Source organism: Alkalicoccus daliensis, assembly GCF_900103955.1.
GTDB lineage: Bacteria > Bacillota > Bacilli > Bacillales > Salisediminibacteriaceae > Alkalicoccus > Alkalicoccus daliensis.
Genome location: NZ_FNIL01000013.1, coordinates 60,025 through 75,764 on the forward strand (window position 1 = coordinate 60,025; position 15,740 = coordinate 75,764).

General features: G+C 42.7%; 16 protein-coding genes and 1 riboswitch. Of the genes, 14 read left to right on the top strand and 2 right to left on the bottom strand.

Annotated elements, in window-relative coordinates; all coding sequences use genetic code 11:
* Positions 1-29 precede the first annotated feature (29 nt).
* The 8 genes from BLP92_RS15485 to BLP92_RS15520 all read left to right on the top strand — a co-directional run bounded on the left by BLP92_RS15485 (position 30) and on the right by BLP92_RS15520 (position 9,278).
* A complete protein-coding gene (locus BLP92_RS15485) occupies positions 30-896 on the top strand; it encodes a DUF72 domain-containing protein (protein ID WP_090843863.1) in 867 nt (288 codons plus the stop codon).
* Between the two features lie 197 nt (positions 897-1,093).
* A complete protein-coding gene (locus BLP92_RS15490) occupies positions 1,094-1,915 on the top strand; it encodes a sulfite exporter TauE/SafE family protein (protein WP_090843864.1) in 822 nt (273 codons plus the stop codon).
* A gap of 10 nt (positions 1,916-1,925) precedes the next feature.
* Positions 1,926-3,299, top strand: a complete 1,374-nt coding sequence (locus BLP92_RS15495) for a bifunctional metallophosphatase/5'-nucleotidase (RefSeq protein ID WP_090843865.1) — start codon at positions 1,926-1,928, stop codon at positions 3,297-3,299.
* Between the two features lie 5 nt (positions 3,300-3,304).
* A complete protein-coding gene (locus tag BLP92_RS15500) occupies positions 3,305-4,411 on the top strand; it encodes an HD-GYP domain-containing protein (protein WP_090843866.1) in 1,107 nt (368 codons plus the stop codon).
* Between the two features lie 17 nt (positions 4,412-4,428).
* Positions 4,429-5,223, top strand: a complete 795-nt coding sequence (locus tag BLP92_RS15505; RefSeq protein ID WP_090843867.1) for a thymidylate synthase — start codon at positions 4,429-4,431, stop codon at positions 5,221-5,223.
* Positions 5,220-5,723: a type 3 dihydrofolate reductase gene (gene folA, locus BLP92_RS15510; RefSeq protein WP_090843868.1), complete on the top strand. Its 504-nt coding sequence runs from the start codon at positions 5,220-5,222 to the stop codon at positions 5,721-5,723. The genes BLP92_RS15505 and folA overlap by 4 nt, the downstream gene beginning before the upstream one ends.
* 45 nt (positions 5,724-5,768) lie before the next feature.
* Positions 5,769-5,944, top strand: a riboswitch (Lysine riboswitch).
* A gap of 81 nt (positions 5,945-6,025) precedes the next feature.
* Complete coding sequence (locus BLP92_RS15515) at positions 6,026-7,591, top strand: Na+/H+ antiporter NhaC family protein (RefSeq protein WP_090843869.1); 1,566 nt, start codon at positions 6,026-6,028, stop codon at positions 7,589-7,591.
* A gap of 334 nt (positions 7,592-7,925) precedes the next feature.
* Entirely contained in the window at positions 7,926-9,278 is a 1,353-nt protein-coding gene (locus BLP92_RS15520) for a sodium-dependent transporter (RefSeq protein ID WP_090843870.1), read from the top strand.
* A gap of 361 nt (positions 9,279-9,639) precedes the next feature.
* Here BLP92_RS15520 and lipA read toward each other — a convergent pair whose 3' ends face one another.
* The gene (gene lipA / locus BLP92_RS15525) at positions 9,640-10,524 is read right to left on the bottom strand and encodes a lipoyl synthase (protein WP_090843871.1); all 885 of its coding nucleotides are present in this window, start codon (positions 10,522-10,524) and stop codon (positions 9,640-9,642) included.
* Between the two features lie 229 nt (positions 10,525-10,753).
* Here lipA and BLP92_RS15530 point away from each other — a divergent pair, with 229 nt between their 5' ends.
* From BLP92_RS15530 to BLP92_RS15550, 4 genes are all read left to right on the top strand, one after another.
* Positions 10,754-11,113, top strand: a complete 360-nt coding sequence (locus tag BLP92_RS15530; protein WP_090843872.1) for a YutD family protein — start codon at positions 10,754-10,756, stop codon at positions 11,111-11,113.
* Between the two features lie 587 nt (positions 11,114-11,700).
* The gene (locus BLP92_RS15540) at positions 11,701-12,159 is read left to right on the top strand and encodes a DUF86 domain-containing protein (protein ID WP_090843874.1); all 459 of its coding nucleotides are present in this window, start codon (positions 11,701-11,703) and stop codon (positions 12,157-12,159) included.
* Positions 12,156-12,932: a TIGR01457 family HAD-type hydrolase gene (locus BLP92_RS15545; protein ID WP_090843875.1), complete on the top strand. Its 777-nt coding sequence runs from the start codon at positions 12,156-12,158 to the stop codon at positions 12,930-12,932. The genes BLP92_RS15540 and BLP92_RS15545 overlap by 4 nt, the downstream gene beginning before the upstream one ends.
* The gene (locus BLP92_RS15550; protein WP_090843876.1) at positions 12,925-13,890 is read left to right on the top strand and encodes a 2-hydroxyacid dehydrogenase; all 966 of its coding nucleotides are present in this window, start codon (positions 12,925-12,927) and stop codon (positions 13,888-13,890) included. The genes BLP92_RS15545 and BLP92_RS15550 overlap by 8 nt, the downstream gene beginning before the upstream one ends.
* An 83-nt stretch (positions 13,891-13,973) precedes the next feature.
* Here the strand turns inward: BLP92_RS15550 and BLP92_RS15555 are convergent, their stop codons facing one another.
* Complete coding sequence (locus BLP92_RS15555) at positions 13,974-14,210, bottom strand: NifU family protein (RefSeq protein ID WP_090843877.1); 237 nt, start codon at positions 14,208-14,210, stop codon at positions 13,974-13,976.
* Positions 14,211-14,313: 103 nt separating this feature from the next.
* Here BLP92_RS15555 and BLP92_RS15560 point away from each other — a divergent pair, with 103 nt between their 5' ends.
* Both BLP92_RS15560 and mgrA read left to right on the top strand, forming a co-directional pair.
* Positions 14,314-14,643, top strand: coding sequence for a YuzD family protein (locus tag BLP92_RS15560; protein WP_090843895.1), 330 nt, complete (start codon positions 14,314-14,316; stop codon positions 14,641-14,643).
* A 110-nt stretch (positions 14,644-14,753) separates the two neighbouring features.
* Positions 14,754-15,740, top strand: a complete 987-nt coding sequence (gene mgrA / locus BLP92_RS15565) for an L-glyceraldehyde 3-phosphate reductase (RefSeq protein WP_090843878.1) — start codon at positions 14,754-14,756, stop codon at positions 15,738-15,740.

The following is a 15,740-nucleotide window of genomic DNA, read 5'->3' on the forward strand; positions in this document are numbered from 1 at the left end:
TTCAAATTTTTCAGGGATGGTGAAGACCATTGAGCGACATTCGAATTGGATTGACAGGATGGGGAGATCATGGCACGCTTTATGAAGGACTTCCTTCTTCTGCCTCAAAGCTGGAGGCGTATGCATCGCACTTTCCGGTAGTAGAACTGGACTCTTCTTTTTATGCAATTCCCCCGCAGAAAAATGTGGATAAATGGCTCCGTGAGACGCCGGAGTCTTTTCAATTTGTTGTGAAGGCATATCAGGGAATGACCGGGCACCAGCGCGGAGAAATTCCTTTTAACACGAAAGAAGAAATGCTGGAAGCTTATCGTAAAACGTTTCAGCCTATGAAAGAAGCAGGGAAACTTTCCTACGTATTGTGTCAATTCCCACCGTGGTTCGACTGCCAGCAGAAACATGTGCAATATTTAAAATGGCTGCGGCAGGAGCTTCGTGACTTTCCAGCAGCATTGGAGTTTCGAAACAACTCATGGTTCAACAAAGAATTTTATGACAGGACGCTGCAGTACATGGAACAGGACAACTGGATTCACACCGTGTGTGATGAACCCCAGATAGGGGAAAAGTCTGTTCCATTCGTTCCGGTGGCAACGGATAAGGAGCACACTTTCGTTCGACTGCATGGACGCAATAAAGCAGCCTGGCAGAAGCCGTCCCGTGGAGAAGAATGGAGAAACACAAGATACTTGTATGACTATAATGAAGAAGAACTGTCGGATATGGTGAAAAAAATAAGGAATCTTTCTGCCCAGTCTAAAATTGTGACAGTAGTTTTCAACAATAACTCTGGCGGGCATGCAGCAGGGAATGCAAAAGAATTTATCCGTATGCTGAATATTAATTACGAAGGTCTGGCACCACGGCAGCTGGACTTGTTTGGAGATCAGGATTAGCATAGCAATAAGCACTGAGTGTTCCTGAAATTGGCTATGCATACCATGTTTGCTGTTCGAAATCTCCTCGACAGGACAGTTGCAGCAAAGTTTTCTCTTATCAACAATGAGCGGAGCATTCACAGAGCTTATATAAAAATGGACTTTTGTTTGCAAAGTAGTCCTATAGATAGCTGACTAGAGGGAGTATTGTCAAAATGGAATGGATTGCGTTGGTATTTTTAGGGTTAACAGCTGCGGTTGTCGGCAGTGTGATGGGTCTCGGGGGCGGAATCATTATTGTGCCAGCTCTTTTGCTGCTCGGTGGAGTGACAGAAGTACTGGAAGGAATATCTCCACAGACAGCTGTCGGGACTTCGCTGCTTGTCATGATTTTTACAGGGCTTTCATCTACAATTGCTTATATGAAACAAAAGGTAGTTGATATTCAAAGCGGTTTAATATTTTTTGCAGGAAGTGGTCCCGGGGCATTATTTGGGGTATGGTTAAATAGTGGAGTGAATGTGGAAAGTTTTCTCATCGCTTTTGGAAGTTTTATTATTCTGGTTTCCTTTATCCTGCTCGTCCGCAGTAAGATCAAGCCGCTCCCTCTTCGTCCGCGTGGTATCCGCAGAGTATATACAGAGCAGAGTGGAGAAGTGCGGGTTTATGGGTATGAACCTTCTATTGCGATCGGAATTGCTTTTTTTGTAGGAATGTTTTCCGGGCTGTTCGGTATAGGGGGAGGATCCCTCATGGTTCCGGCGATGATTATCCTGTTTGCTTTTCCGCCGCATATGGCTGTTGCTACTTCCATGTTCCTCGTATTTCTTTCCGCGTTTGTAAGTTCAGTTTCTCATATTGCTCTAGGCAATGTGGATTGGATATATGCAGCCGCACTTATCCCCGGTGCATGGTTCGGTGGAATAATCGGTGCCTGGATCAATCAAAAATTAAAAAGTGATACACTCGTGCTGGCATTGCGAATAGTATTATTACTCATCGGTCTTCGGCTTATTTTCGAAGGAGTCACCGGGTAGGGGGAAAACATTGACTGCGTTAACAATAATTCATACAAATGATTTACATAGTGAGCTGGACAGATGGTCTGCTGTGACGGCGCTTATTAAAAACCGGCGGGCAGCAGCGGAAAAAGAAGGACAAGATGTTCTTTTATTTGATTTAGGGGATCACTGCGACAGAGTGCACCCATTAACAGAGGGACTTGTCGGAAAAGGAAATACAGAACTTTTAAATGCAATGAATTACGATGCAGTAACTATAGGGAATAATGAAGGAATTACACTTGCCAAATCAGAGCTGAATTCTCTTTATACAGAAGCAGAATTTGATATTCTTTTAGCAAATCTTTACGCATCTCAGAAGGAAAGACCTTCCTGGGCGATGCCCTGGAAAATATATCCTGTGGAGAACGAAAAAAAAGTAGCGGTGATAGGGCTGACTATACCTTTTTACGCTTTTTATGAAGAGCTGGGCTGGCAGGTCACGGACCCACTGGAAGAAATCGAGACATTTTTATCGGAAATAGAAAATGATGTTGATTTTATCATCTGTTTATCTCATCTCGGGCTTCGGCTTGATAAAGAAATAGCAGATAAATTTCCGCAGATAAAGCTTATCCTGGGTGCACATACACATCACGTGCTTGAAGATGGGTTGAAGATAAACGAAACCTGGCTTCATCAATGTGGACGTTCGGGGTCTCATGTCGGGGAAATTACGGTAGATCTGGAGCATGGCGAAATATTGAAAATCCAGACACATTTAGTTGACTTAAATTTCCGGGACGAAGAGACCGACCGGCTCCTTGAAAAAGTGGAAGCAGAAGCTCTTCCCTTTCTTCAGGAAAAAGTAGCAGATCTCCCAGCCCCTATGAATGTTTCCTGGTATAAAGAGTCTCCTTTAGTTAAGGAAGCAGCAGAAGCATTGAGAGAATGGTGTGGCGCAGATATCGCGATGTTTAACGCGGGATTACTGCTTCAGGGACTGCCTGCCGGAACCATCACAAAGAAACACCTGCATGAAATTTGTCCGCATCCCATCAATCCTGCAAAAGTTTCTGTGCGTGGAGATGATTTAATTAAATTAATGTACCAATCGAACCAGGATAATATGGTACACTATGCTTTAAAAGGATATGGTTTTCGCGGTAAAGTTTTAGGTGCTACATTCTTTTCTGCTTCTGTGTGGACTGTTCAGACAGCTGAAGAAATTCTCAAGGCAGCCGATCAAATAGATGAAGAGAAAATATATACACTGGCGGTACCTGACCTTTTTACTTTCAGTCATCTTTATCCCATAGTGACAGAACTGCAGACAAAAAGTTATTTTATGCCTGAGTTTCTGCGCGATGTGCTGGCTTGGAAGCTTTCCAAAGCTTATAGTCTAAATAGAAGGAGTTAACTCGGATGAAACTTGCAGCACTCAATCAGGTGAAACCTAATACCAGACTTGCAAAACCTATCTACAACGATGAAGGACAGGCATTGCTGCAAATCGGTGCATATTTAACAGAACGTGTCATTGCGCTGTTGAAAGAAAAAGGCGTTTCCTATGTATATATTCAGTACGAAGGTACAGAAGACATTGAAGTAAAAGATGGAATTGATCCAGTCATACGCAAACAGTCTATTAAAGTGATCAGAGAAAATTTCCAGGCAGTATCCAACAGCTTAGCTTTAAAAAAGACGGTGGATATGGATTCCGTAAGTGAATCTTTTTCTGATATCGTTACAGAAGTCCTGAATGATGTAATGAATCAAAAAGAAGCCGTTTCCCTGTTAGCTGATGTTGTATGTTACGACACTTACATTTTCCACCATTCCTTAAACGTCACTATCTATTCCCTGTCTCTCGGTAAAGCTCTCGGCCTGAATCAGGAAGAACTCCACAAGCTGGGATTAGGGGCATTACTTCATGACATTGGTAAAATGTCTGTATCAGCAAATATACTTAACAAAACTGAAAAATTAACAAATGATGAATTTGATGAAATAAAAAAGCATACTACGTTAGGCTTTGAAATACTAAGAAAAAGCCACACACTTTCACTGCTGACCGCCCATTGTGCTTTTCAGCATCATGAACGTCTTGATGGGAGCGGCTACCCGCGTCAAATTAAAGACAAAGAAATACACCCGTTTGCTAAAATAATTGGAATTGTAGATGTATTTGATGCGGTAACTTCTCACAGGGTATACCGGCCGGCAATGCTGCCTCATGAAGGGTTGGAACTTTTATTCAGTGGAGCGGGTACTTTATTTGACCGGCAAATGGTAGATACTTTTTCCAAGACGGTGGCGATATATCCCCCTGGTCTGGAAGTATCGTTGAATGGGGGCAGAAGCGGCGTGATCAGCGCGGTAAACCAAAGCATGCCTTCCCGTCCCACAGTGAGAGTAATGAGCGAGTATGGAGTGAAGGTGACACCGTATGAAGTGAATCTTTCTGAAGAACTCTCCAGCATGATAGAAAGATGTGAAACAACATTGGAACAGCGTGTCACAGATATATAAGAAAGGATGAATACTGCATGAAGGAATATTTGGATTTATGCCGGCATGTTCTGGAGAATGGGACGGAAAAAGAGGACCGGACCGGGACAGGTACTATAAGTACATTTGGCTATCAGATGCGTGTGAATCTGCAGGAAGGATTCCCGCTGGTAACTACAAAAAAAATGGCAGTAAAAGCTATGATTCATGAGCTGCTCTGGTTTATTCAGGGAGACACGAATGTAAAATATCTGCAGGAGAACGGCGTAAGAATATGGAATGAATGGGCAGATGAAAATGGAGATCTTGGGCCTGTCTATGGAAGACAGTGGCGCAGCTGGCCCTCACCGGATGGGGAACAGATTGACCAGCTGCGAAATGTGATAGAGGAAATTAAACGAAACCCGGATTCCCGCAGACTGGTTGTAAATGCATGGAATGTGGGGGAGCTGGACAAAATGGCGCTTGCTCCCTGTCACTGTCTGTTTCAATTTTACGTTGCCGATGGCAAGTTATCGTGCCAGCTTTATCAGCGTTCCGCTGATGTGTTCCTCGGTGTTCCCTTTAACATAGGATCCTATGCGCTCTTAACCTTAATGATTGCGCAGGAATGTGGACTGGAAGCCGGAGATTTTGTGCATACGTTTGGAGATGTCCATATTTACAAGAACCATACAGCTCAAATTGAAGAACAGCTATCCCGTTCGCCGCGGCCGATGCCGCAGATGAAGTTAAATCCTGAGGTGAAATCACTGGAAGACTTCCGCTTTGAAGATTTTGAATTAAGCGGATATGACCCTCACCCTGCAATTAAAGGAAAAGTATCTATATGATCTCGATGATTGCAGCGATGGATCAAAACAGAGTGATTGGAAAGGATGGAGGTATGCCCTGGCATCTGCCGGGGGATCTTCGGTTTTTCAAGCAGACTACCATGGGGAAAACGGTCGTGATGGGAAGAAAAACTTATGAATCAATCGGAAAGCCTCTTCCTGGAAGAAAGAATGTAGTACTTACCTCAAATAAAGAGTTTTATGAAGAAGGAATTTATGCAGTTCATGAACCTGAAGAGATTCGGGCGATGGCTTCGGAAGAGGAGGAGCTTGTGATCATGGGCGGAGCAGCGCTTTATGAAATTTTCATGGAAGATGCTTCCCGGTTATACATCACTCATATTGATGCTTCCTTTGAAGGCGATACTTACTTTCCTGTTATTAATAACAGTGATTGGGAAATCGTCGAAGCAGTGACAGGGCAGTTAGATGAAAAAAATGTATATCCGCATGTTTTTCAAACCATGGAACGCGTTGTTGATTCGCAGGTAAATATATGATATATTTCTAAAGTTGAAATTAATATGTTTGGAAATACCTCATGCAAATGAGGTAGAGGAGCAGAAACGATAAGTACTGTTTGGGAGCTTGGACAAAGCTGTGAAAAAGCAGGAAAGGCAATTCTGCCGAAGTCTCTTATGGTGTCCGGATAAGAGAGCTGGGGCTTTACTGAATAAGTAAAGCACTGTCACGGGTGTTTCCGTGGAGAGCTGCCGCGAAGGCAATGAGGGATCAGCTGCTTATCAAGGCAGGGGTGAGCCCCCTGTCTTTTTTTTGCGCGAAAATTGAAAGGAGATGTATCATGGATCACGGAATTTTATCCCTGCTCCCACCAGTGCTGGCGCTTATTCTCGTACTGATTACAAAAAGGGTTTTGCTGTCGCTCGGGGTAGGGATTATTGTTGGCGCACTTATGGTGCACCAGACAGAAGACATGTTTGTAAACGCAGCGATCACAGACATTTTATCTACTGTAATAAATATTTTTATCACAGAAGATGGAGTGAATACCTGGGAATTTTATATTATATTATTTCTTTTCCTGCTCGGTATGATTGCAGCGTTAATTACGATTACCGGAGGAGGACGTGCTTTCGGAGAATGGGCGCTGACTAAAGTTAAGACACGCACAGGAGCACAGTTTGTGGCTGCATTCTTAGGTGTTATTATATTTATTGATGATTATTTTAACAGCTTAACAGTTGGTAATGTAAGCAGACCGTTGACGGATAGGCACAAAATTTCCCGAGCGAAGCTTGCTTACGTAGTCGATTCTACGGCAGCTCCAATGTGTGTTATCTCGCCAATTTCAAGCTGGGGTGCTTATATAATAACAATTATAGGAGGCATTCTCACTACACACGGTGTCATGGAATATGGCTCACTGCAGGCGTTTCTTATGATAGCGCCTATGAACTTCTACGCAGTATTTGCAGTGATTGCAGTATTCGCAGTAGCATACTGGAAACTGGATATTGGACCAATGCGTGCACATGAACTGCGTGCTGTTGATACCGGAGAGCTGCTGGATCGCTCGAGAGGAGCTGTTCCTGGAGAAAATGAAGAAGCAGTTCCTCAGGCAGAAGGTAAAGTAGTGGATTTACTAATTCCTATTTTAACGCTGATCATTGCTACAGTATTCTTTATGGTGCTTACCGGCATCCAGGCGGTGGAAGGAAATGCAGATCTTCTGGCAATATTTGAAAATACAGATGTTGCTGCAGCGCTGCTGTATGGAGGGCTAGTAAGTTTTGCAGTAGCAGTTATTCTGGCGTTTGTAAGAAAAGTTGAAGTGAAATTTATCGGTTTAGGTTTATGGAGCGGGATTAAATCGATGCTCCCGGCTGTATATATTTTAATTTTTGCATGGACGATTATTGAAGTAATTGATGCCCTCGGTACAGGAGAATATCTTGCGAGTCAGGTAGACACTTTTATACCAGTGGCGCTGCTCCCCGCACTTCTGTTCCTTGTGGCTGGTTTTATGGCATTCAGTACAGGAACATCCTGGGGAACGTTTGCAATCATGCTGCCGATTGCAGGGGATATTGCTGCGGCGACTGATATTGCTATGATGCTGCCTGTACTTGCAGCTGTTCTCGCAGGATCCATTTTTGGAGATCACTGTTCACCTATCTCTGATACAACAATTCTATCCTCTGCCGGAGCTGGCAGCCATCACATAGATCACGTGCTGACCCAGCTGCCATATGCAATGATGATAGGCTTTACGGCGACAGTATCTTTCCTGATTTTAGGACTTACTGGAAGCACCCTGCTTGGCTTAGCAGCCGGAATCGTGACTTTAGCTGCTGTTCTTTTCTGTATCCGACTCTATACCCAGAAACAGCCTGAAGCAGCTTTATAATTAAAGCCCTCTCCATCTCACAAGTTGGAGAGGGCTTTTTTATACTATGGTGCATATATTATGAAACAAAAGTAATTTTATTTTTAATGAACATTTATTTATTTGCTGAAAAAGCTGGGAAAAGCCTATTCCGATAAGGGATTTTTCAATTTTCTGCTTACAATAAATATTCAGAAAAGTCTTTGACATTTTTATAGCTAATAATTATAATGAAATAGCAAAGCATTGGATATTGAAATATCAGGAACAATTCAAGGAGGGATGATGCAGGGGGGACATCGTACTTATTTCATGCTTATAAAAATCAATAAAGAGAAATGGAGGGAGTTTACTTATGGTTAATAATACGAGAGAACAATTTGCAACAAAACTAGGTTTTATTCTGGCAGCGGTAGGTTCTGCAGTCGGACTCGGAAATATCTGGCGCTTCTCCTACGTTACTGGAGAAAGCGGGGGTGCGGCCTTCTTACTTATTTATGTATTATGTATTTTTCTTATCGGTCTTCCCGTACTCCTTGCTGAATTTTCTGTCGGCCGGCGCGGCCAGTCGGATGTTGTAGGATCTTTTAATAATATTACTCCCGGCAAACCATGGGTCATCGGTGGTATTCTCGGAGTAATTACTTCTTTCCTGATTTTATCCTTTTACGGCGTTATTGCCGGATGGGTTGTTTACTACTTCTTTGCTTATCTAACTGGACAGACGGGTGGAGTAGGCGAAGGAGAATATGCAGATTTCTTTCTTAATTTTATCGGTGGCACAGCAGGACCGGTAATCTGGCAGGTTATTTTTATGGCAATTGTACTCGGTATTGTATTCTTTGGAGTGAAAAAAGGGATCGAATTATCCAACCGTATCTTTATGCCTTTATTAGCAGTTATCCTTCTTTTCCTTGCAGGTTACAGTCTGACACTTGATGGCGCTGGTGAAGGTCTTGCCTTCTTGTTTACACCGGACTGGTCGGCCTTCGGAAATACAGATGTATATGCATCGGCAGTAGGTCAAGCTTTCTTTACCCTTTCTTTAGGTATGGGGGCGATGATTACTTACGCAAGCTATCTGCCAAAAGATGTGAAACTTCCAAGTGCCGCAGGAAGTGTAGTAACTCTTGATACATTGTTTGCAATAATTGCAGGTATTATGATTTTCCCAGCTGTATTCACCTTCGCGAACGTAGAGCCGGATGCAGGCCCGGGTCTTATCTTTATCGTACTTCCGGAAGTGTTTAACCAAATGGGAGCGGGTGGAACAGTCTTTGCTGTCTTCTTCTTCTTCCTGGTAGCTATTGCAGCATTATCTTCTGCCATTTCACTGCTGGAAGTAAGTGTGTCTTATGTGATGCGCCAGTTTAATTGGAATCGTAGAAAAGCGACGCTTGCTGCGGGTATCGCAGTTACCATTTTCGGTATTCCTTCTGCACTCAGCCAGGGCGGACCGCTGGAAACTACTTTCTTCGGACTTTCGTTCCTTGATTTAGTAGACGTTATTACAGACCGCTATACGCTGCCGCTTGCAGGGTTGATTGTAGCATTGTTTGTAGGGTGGGGCTGGAATAAAGTAGATGCTCTGAAAGAAACCGGGCTTACGGATTCTGTCATTGGTACTTTATGGCTGTGGTTTATCCGCATCATTGCACCACTCGGTATTCTTTGGATTCTTATCCAGAACATCTTCCTGTTATTTTAATTAATGGGAAATGATTATAAAGAAGCTGATAAAAGCTGCTGTCCTTTTGGGCAGCAGCTTTTCAGGTGGTTTTCAAAGTAAGGTATTTTTATATTTAAAATTTGCTAAGTATAAAATTCTCCTCCGCTTGCCGGAAGAAGCCTGCCTGCTCGTCTTCGGCTGTTTCCCTTTTTGCGGATAGGTGACATGATTTACCGGACACAGTGAAGAATAGTTTTGTATGGAAGAAAGCATGAGGGAAACCAGCTGATAATCTTGACTGGGAAATGAAATTTATCATGACAACAAAAAGACCAGAAGCAAAATATTATTTTCCTTCTGGTCAAGTTTATGTGTTTTTATGGATATTTAAAAAGATATATTAAGCGTTCGCTTTCGCGGCATTTACCTGTTCATCTGCATGATAGGAAGAGCGTACAAGTGGACCAGCCTCGCAATGCTTAAATCCTTTAGAAAGGGCGATTTCTTTCAGCTCTGCGAACTCTTCCGGCGTCCAGTATTTTTTAATCTTCAAGTGAGATTTAGAAGGCTGCAGATACTGGCCGATCGTCATAATATCTACATCTACGGAACGAAGGTCATCCATTACTTCAATAATTTCTTCCTTGGTTTCTCCAAGGCCGATCATCAAGCTTGATTTCGTCGGGATCTCAGGGTTTAATTCTTTGGAAGTTTTTAGTACACCCAGTGTTCGATCATAGGTTGCTCTCGCGCGTACACGTTTCGTCAGGCTGCGGACAGTTTCGATATTATGGTTGAAAATGTCGGGCTTCGCATCAATAAGCGTTTTTACATTTTCTTCTTTGCCGCCCATGTCGGAAGGAAGAACTTCGATACTGGTGCCAGGATTCATTTTACGAACCTGCCGCACCGTCTCAGCAAATACAGCTGCCCCGCCGTCCCGCAGATCATCTCTGGCGACTGCGGTGATTACTACATGTTTTAAACCCATTACCTGTACGGATTCAGCAACCCGTTCAGGCTCGTCCCAGTCCAGTTCATTCGGCAGTCCGGTCTTTACTGCACAGAACCGGCACGCACGCGTACACACATCTCCAAGAATCATAAATGTCGCAGTTTTTCTTTCGGCCCAGCATTCATGTATGTTTGGACATTTTGCTTCTTCACAAACAGTGTGCAGGCGTTTCTCTCTCATTAATTTCTTTAATCCTTTATAGGAATCATTTGTATTGAGCTTAATTTTCAGCCATTCGGGCTTACGGAGATATTCTTCCTGCTTCGCCACGAGCGCTCACACCCCTTCATTTTCTGAAATATCTTAATGGTCAATTTGTTTACTACTTTACCATAATATTAAGCTTTACTCAAAGGACTCAGTATAATATGAAAGTGTTTTTTCAAGAAGGAGATGAACTTCTATAAATTCATACATAATAAGACTCTTAAAAGATACTGCTATTGAAATTATTTGGATAATCGGGCAAGATAGAGTATAAGAAGGCAGGTGGAGACGGATGATTCAAATTCAGGGCAACACGTATGAAGTTGTAGAAGATGTACGGAATGGGTGGTCAGAAGAAGCTTTTAAAGAGCGTTACAGCGATATATTGAATAAATACGATTATATAGTAGGGGACTGGGGTTATGAACAGCTCCGTTTAAAAGGATTTTTTGATAATAAACACCGGAAGTCATCAGCAGACGCAAAGATAGGCTTTCTGCATGAATATTTGTATGAGTACTGTAATTTCGGATGTGCGTATTTTGTAGTAAAAAAAGTAAAAGAGCCTAAAGAGCTGAAAGAATACAAAGAAGAAAACTCTGCACCTGAAGAAGTATCTTCAGAAGAAAAAAATTCCGAACAGGAAGCTTAAAAAAACTGCGTGAAGAGAAATTTTTCTTCACGCAGTTTTTTTAGTTTGCATCGAGAGACAACTTCCGCCATACAGCTTTATTCGAGCAAAGATGACAGCAGGAAGTGGATGAGTCAGTGCAATCCATGTTTAATTTAAATCTCCATCCTGTCTGGGGCAACTGTTACTCATTCAAGATTAAAACATGTATAATAAGTATGAATGCTGAAAAGCCGCTGAAAATAATAAACAATACAGCTGATGGAAATGAGAAAAGAATTCATTTAAAATTCAGGTATTGGATCCAATTTCATAATGCAGTTTTATGGCTGTTTTAACGAATGTCTCAATGATAAATAATAAAGACGTTCATATAAAAGGCAGAGATTGAAACGTAAGACGACGACTCCGATGGGTGAAAGTGAAGTCTGAAAATCCATTTTGACAGCGCATAGCGGTAGAGAAATTAGTTGAAGACGAGCCCCACGGAAAGCTTCCGGCTGAAGTGGAAGTCATTCTCATTGTTCGGAAATAACACTACGACATCGACTTATGAAATTCATTCATTGATGATGGGAGTAATAATATTTATAAAAAGGGAGGCCGCCATGTATTTTGTAGACCGTACACTAATTGAAGAAAGACTGAGCTATATAGAACGTCTTTTGAACAATATTGAAATGAGTTCAGATAAAAGTGACTGCATTTCAGTACTCGCACAGGAACGGATCTTTCATATGCTGATTGAAGCGATGATGGATGTAGGAAACCAAATGATTGATGGTTTCATCATGCGGGATCCGGGAAGCTTTGAAGATATAGTGGCAATTCTTGTAGATGAAAAAGTAATCACTGCATCAGAAGGATCACAGCTTGAAAAACTGCTTCCGCTGCGTAAAGAGCTGCTTCGTAATTATACGAGCTACAACTATCAGGAGCTTACGGCTGCCTATGCAGAGAATGTAAAGGCAGTTCAATCTTTTCCAAAACGGATCAGAGAATATTTAGCTAATGAACTCGGGCCTGTATCTGCATTTTTACCGGAACAGGAAGAAGGAAAAGAATGAAATCTTATAAAGGGTATCTGCTTGATTTGGATGGCACGATGTATAAAGGAACTGAAAGAATCGACGCAGGAAAGAAATTAGTCGACAGGTTAGCGGAAGCCGGTATTCCTTACATATTTGTAACAAACAATTCTTCAAAACGGCCGGACCAGGTAGCGGAGAAGCTAAAGCAGATGGAATTGAGAGCTGCAGAACAAAATGTTATGACCACGAGCATGGCAGCCGCAAAATATATTCGCCAAACATTCGGCAAAGTAAATGTGTATGTGATCGGGGAGGAGGGACTCCGGGATGCTGTTGAAGCAGAAGGGCTTTTCTTATCTGAAGAAAGAGCTGACGTGGTAATCGTTGGACTCGACCGGGAAATCACTTATGAGAAACTGGCAAAAGCCTGCTTATTTGTAAGAGCAGGTGCTGCATTTCTGTCTACGAATGCGGATAAAGCAATACCCACAGAGCGGGGGCTGCTGCCGGGGAATGGGTCTCTCACTTCTGTAGTCCGCGTGTCTACAGGAATCGAACCTAAATATATTGGAAAGCCGGAAGCGGTAATTATGGAACAGGCACTTGAGGCACTCGGAACAGCGAAAGAAGATACAATTATGGTCGGAGATAATTACGATACAGATATTCAGGCAGGAATACGTGCAGGAATGGATACACTGATGGTATTTACAGGAGTGACTACGAAAGAAGAATTAATAAAAGAAGTAAAACAGCCTACGTGGCAAGTAAAAAGCTTGGATGAATGGGAGGTATTTAAAAATGAGTAAACCATATGTGTACGTCACCAGAAAGCTGCCGGAGGAACTGCTTCACGTATTAAGTCAAACTGCGGAAGTAGAATGCTGGGAAGAGACAGATAAGCCTGTACCAAGAGAAATACTGCTGGAAAAATCCCGGAACGCTGATGGGCTGTTGACGATGCTGAGTGATAAAGTAGATAAAGAACTGCTGGAGCAGGCTGCTTCCTTAAAAGTGGTGGCCAATTTAGCTGTCGGGTATGACAATATTGATTTAGAAGAAGCAGAGACCCGGAATGTGATCGTATGCAACACGCCGGACGTATTAACAGATGCAACCGCTGATCTTGCTTTTGCACTGCTGATGGCTGCTGCAAGAAGAATTCCGGAAGCAGACCAGTATGTAAAAAAAGATAAATGGCATGGCTGGGCTCCTTTTATGTTTGCCGGGGCAGATGTGCATAAGAAAACTTTAGGCATTATCGGTATGGGAAGAATCGGGACCGCGGTAGCTAAGAGAGCTGCTGGATTTGATATGGAAATACTGTATCATAACCGCTCCCGTAAAAAGGAAATAGAACAGGACTTGGGTGTTAAGTATGCAGAAAAAAAAGAACTGCTTGAAAAAGCAGATTTTGTATGTGTAGTAGCCCCGCTGACTACGGAAACAAGAGGGATGATCGGAAAAGGTGAGCTGGAACAAATGAAGAAAAGTGCTTATTTAATTAATGTTTCCCGCGGTCCGGTAGTAGACGAGAAAGCTTTAATTGAGGCAATGCAGAACGAAGTTATTGCAGGTGCAGGACTGGATGTGTTTGAACAGGAGCCAATACGTGCGGAGCATCCGCTGCTGAAGTTTCCACAGGTAGTAGCGCTGCCGCATATCGGAAGTGCCACCACAGCGACGAGAGAAGAGATGGCCGAGCTTTGTGCCAGAAATATTGCGGCTGTATTAAAAGGAGAAAAGGCAGAAACACCTCTAAATTAAATAGGGATAGATTATCGCATGGTTGAAAACTTATAAAAAAACTGTCCCGGCTTTATGCCGGGACAGTTTTGGAATGACGCTATTTAAAATACCTGTTCTAACTCGGTAAAGCCGGGAACTTCTTCAAGAAGTGCACGCTCGATACCAGCCTTCAATGTGATAGTAGAACTTGGGCAGGAGCCGCAGGCACCCATAAGACGAACTTTAACAACACCGTCTTCGATGTCCACTAGTTCTACGTCTCCTCCATCACGAAGTAGAAACGGGCGTAATTTATCCAGCACTTCTTGTACTTGAGCTTCCATAGTTTGTGTAGTCATTGCACACACTCCTTTCCTTTGATCCTATTATAGTATTGATAGAGAAAAAAATCTATGTATGAGACTTAATTATTTTTAAGCATTTATTTTCGTGCTAAAATTAATGAACAAGAAAGGCGTGATCCCAGTGAAAATTACAGTTTATGGAGCTGAACAAAAATGTGCCAGCTGTATCCATCTGCCAAGTGCAATAGAAACAAAAGAATGGCTGGAAGCTGCAGTTTCAAGAAAGTTTCCTGATTATCCATTGGAATTTATCTACTGCGATATTGAACAGCCGCAGACGGAAGAAGAAAAAGATTTTTCTGCACGAATTTTGGAAGAAGAATACTTTTATCCATTGGTAGTACTGGAAGGTGAAGTAATTGCGGAAGGTGACCCGAGACTTCCGGTGATTTATAAGCATATTGAACAAAAGCATCAGATAAGCTGAAAATAGAGCCTCACAACATTTTGTTTGAAGCGGTAAATACGAAATATAATTTGTTTTATTCATTCAGGCAGAGAGCTTTTTATAAACTATATTTTATAAAGGAGATGCAGATGCCTTACCTTGCTGATGATAAACGCTATGAAAAAATGATATACAACCGTACAGGAAACTCCGGTCTGCTGCTGCCTGCAATCTCTCTCGGACTATGGCATAATTTCGGGGGCGCAGACTCTTTTGAAAACGGACGAGCTATGCTGCAAAAAGCATTTGATCTTGGAATTACTCATTTCGACTTAGCAAACAATTATGGTCCTCCACCAGGTTCGGCAGAAGAAATGTTTGGTAAAATGATGAAGACGGATTTCAAACCCTACCGGGACGAGATGATTGTGTCTTCAAAAGCAGGGTATCGTATGTGGGAAGGCCCTTACGGTGACTGGGCATCTAAAAAATACATGGTGGCCAGTTTAGACCAGAGCCTTCAGCGGATGGGGCTTGATTATGTAGATATTTATTATTCTCATCGGCCGGATCCTCACACTCCCTTAGAAGAAACCATGGGGGCCCTCGACCAGATCGTACGGGAGGGTAAGGCACTGTATGTTGGAATTTCAAGCTACAGCGCGGAGGAAACAGCGGACGCTTCTGCTATCTTACATCGTCTGGGTACACCCCTGCTGATTCACCAGCCGAACTATTCTATGTTTAACCGCTGGATAGAGAATGGGCTTCAGGAGGTATTGGAAAAGAACGGTACCGGCTCTATTGCTTTTGGGCCTCTTGCACAAGGATTATTAACGAATAAATATCTGGGAGGGATTCCAGCTGATTCCCGAGCTGCCAGAAGCGGAACCTTTCTGCAGGAGGAACAAGTGTCTGCCTCTGCAGTTGAAAAAGTACAAAAATTAAATGAAATAGCGGAAAAGCGAGAACAATCTCTCCCACAAATGGCACTGGCGTGGGTTTTGAGAGGGAACGTAACTTCAGCATTAATTGGCGCGAGCCGCGTGAGCCAAATCGAGGAAAACGTGAAGGCCCTTAATAATTTGGAATTCAGTGAAGACGAGTTAAAGGAAATTGATACTATACTGCAATGA

What these genes read in the sequence shown, in the direction of transcription:
- BLP92_RS15555 (WP_090843877.1), bottom strand. Translation starts at nt 14,210, where the DNA reads ATGACTACACAAACTATGGAAGCTCAAGTACAAGAAGTGCTGGATAAA.
- BLP92_RS15530 (WP_090843872.1), top strand. Translation starts at nt 10,754, where the DNA reads ATGATTCAAATTCAGGGCAACACGTATGAAGTTGTAGAAGATGTACGG.
- folA (WP_090843868.1), top strand. Translation starts at nt 5,220, where the DNA reads ATGATCTCGATGATTGCAGCGATGGATCAAAACAGAGTGATTGGAAAG.
- BLP92_RS15515 (WP_090843869.1), top strand. Translation starts at nt 6,026, where the DNA reads ATGGATCACGGAATTTTATCCCTGCTCCCACCAGTGCTGGCGCTTATT.
- BLP92_RS15550 (WP_090843876.1), top strand. Translation starts at nt 12,925, where the DNA reads ATGAGTAAACCATATGTGTACGTCACCAGAAAGCTGCCGGAGGAACTG.
- BLP92_RS15505 (WP_090843867.1), top strand. Translation starts at nt 4,429, where the DNA reads ATGAAGGAATATTTGGATTTATGCCGGCATGTTCTGGAGAATGGGACG.
- BLP92_RS15545 (WP_090843875.1), top strand. Translation starts at nt 12,156, where the DNA reads ATGAAATCTTATAAAGGGTATCTGCTTGATTTGGATGGCACGATGTAT.
- BLP92_RS15560 (WP_090843895.1), top strand. Translation starts at nt 14,314, where the DNA reads ATGAACAAGAAAGGCGTGATCCCAGTGAAAATTACAGTTTATGGAGCT.
- mgrA (WP_090843878.1), top strand. Translation starts at nt 14,754, where the DNA reads ATGCCTTACCTTGCTGATGATAAACGCTATGAAAAAATGATATACAAC.
- BLP92_RS15520 (WP_090843870.1), top strand. Translation starts at nt 7,926, where the DNA reads ATGGTTAATAATACGAGAGAACAATTTGCAACAAAACTAGGTTTTATT.
- BLP92_RS15540 (WP_090843874.1), top strand. Translation starts at nt 11,701, where the DNA reads ATGTATTTTGTAGACCGTACACTAATTGAAGAAAGACTGAGCTATATA.
- BLP92_RS15500 (WP_090843866.1), top strand. Translation starts at nt 3,305, where the DNA reads ATGAAACTTGCAGCACTCAATCAGGTGAAACCTAATACCAGACTTGCA.
- BLP92_RS15490 (WP_090843864.1), top strand. Translation starts at nt 1,094, where the DNA reads ATGGAATGGATTGCGTTGGTATTTTTAGGGTTAACAGCTGCGGTTGTC.